The organism is Streptomyces sparsus (assembly GCF_054776295.1).
In genome coordinates this window covers 1-1402 of the sequence record NZ_BAAHCA010001132.1, presented here as the reverse complement: position 1 = coordinate 1402, position 1402 = coordinate 1, and the positions used below count along the sequence as shown (strand labels likewise).

Sequence of the window (1402 nt, the reverse complement as noted above, 5' to 3'; positions counted from 1 at the left end):
GCGGCCGACGGCGGCCACGTCCACGACGACCGCTCCCGGCGGACCCGACACCGACACCGACGGGGCGCACGCCGGGCGCCCGAAGAAGCCGTTGCTGGCCGCCGCCGCGATCGTCGGCTCCCTCCTGATCGCCTTGCCGTTCGCGCTGACCTCGGACGGCGGCCGGGACGACGCGGCGGCCGGACGGGCCACCTCGGCCACGGCGGACACCGTCCTTCAGGATGACCCCGCAGCTCTGCCCGGCGCCTTCACCGCCGCGTCCCCCTCCGCCTCCCCTGATGCCTCGCCCTCGGTGGAAGTCGACGCGAAGAAGCCGAAGGCGGCCCCGAAGACCCCGGAACCGGAGAAGAGCGAGGCATCCACCGCGCCGGCGGCGGCGGCGAAGCCGGCGAAGAAGAAGCCCAGCCCCTCACCGAAGGCGGCGAGCGGGGCGGACACGAAGAAGGCCGCAACCGCGCCGAAGCCGAAGCCGGCCGGACGCGCCCTGGTCAGCGCCCAGACGGGCAAGTGCCTGAGCGCGGGCAGCGGCAAGGACGGCACCCAGCTCACGCTGTGGTCCTGCGACGGATCGGCTTCCCAACGCTGGGAATTCCGGGCCGACGGCACCATACGGGCCATGAACATGTGCATGGACCTCGCCTGGGCTTCGACGGAGAACCTCACCGCCATCCAGGTCGCCCACTGCAGCGGCAACCCGGCCCAGCAGTTCCATCTCAACTCCACCGAGGACCTGGTCGCCAGGATGGCGAACAAGTGTGTGGACATCTACATGGGACGGACGGCGAACGGCACGCCGGCGGTGCTCTTCCCCTGCACCGGCGACCCGAACCAGACCTGGACCTGAGCGGCCCGGCCCCTCACTGCTTTCCGGCAGGCTTCGGGCGGCGGAGTCGGACGTGCTCCCCGGCTCCGCCTCGTGGCGGTGGCTCTCGGGATCGTGGCACGGACCGGCTCCCCGGAGCGGGACGGGGACGCCGAGGGCCTTGTGCCGAGTGGGGCCGTCTCGACGGGCTGCTCGCAGGCCGGACGGCCGCGCGGTGTCCGGCATCCCTGCGTGGGGCAGTGCGGCTCGCGTGGCTGTGTGCCGGGTCGCCGGCGGTCGGCGGGCCACGCCTGAAGGCGTGGCGGAGGTGTGTGCCCGCCCGACTGGCCGAAGCCGGTAGTGGACGTGAGCGCTCGTACTCCACGAGCGGTGGAAAGCCGGCGAAACGCAACAAGGCCCCGATCCGAAGATCGGGGCCTCAGCTGTGGCTGGGGCCGGGATCGAACCGGCGACCTATCGCTTTTCAGGCGATCGCTCGTACCAACTGAGCTACCCAGCCACGCAGTTCACCGAAGTGATCTGCAAGCGGTCCTGACGGGATTTGAACCCGCGGCCTCCACCTTGACAGGGTGGCGAGCA

1 protein-coding gene and 1 tRNA gene are annotated in these 1402 nt (G+C 71.7%); one reads left to right on the top strand and one right to left on the bottom strand.

The genetic code is table 11. The features are described 5' to 3' along the window. The coding region (locus ACYVE9_RS26900) for an RICIN domain-containing protein (RefSeq protein WP_461030499.1) at positions 1 to 844 on the top strand (844 nt) is incomplete at its 5' end. 404 nt (positions 845 to 1248) lie between these two features. Here the strand turns inward: ACYVE9_RS26900 and ACYVE9_RS26895 are convergent. After that, a tRNA-Phe gene (locus ACYVE9_RS26895) sits at positions 1249 to 1322 on the bottom strand. Positions 1323 to 1402: the final 80 nt, after the last annotated feature.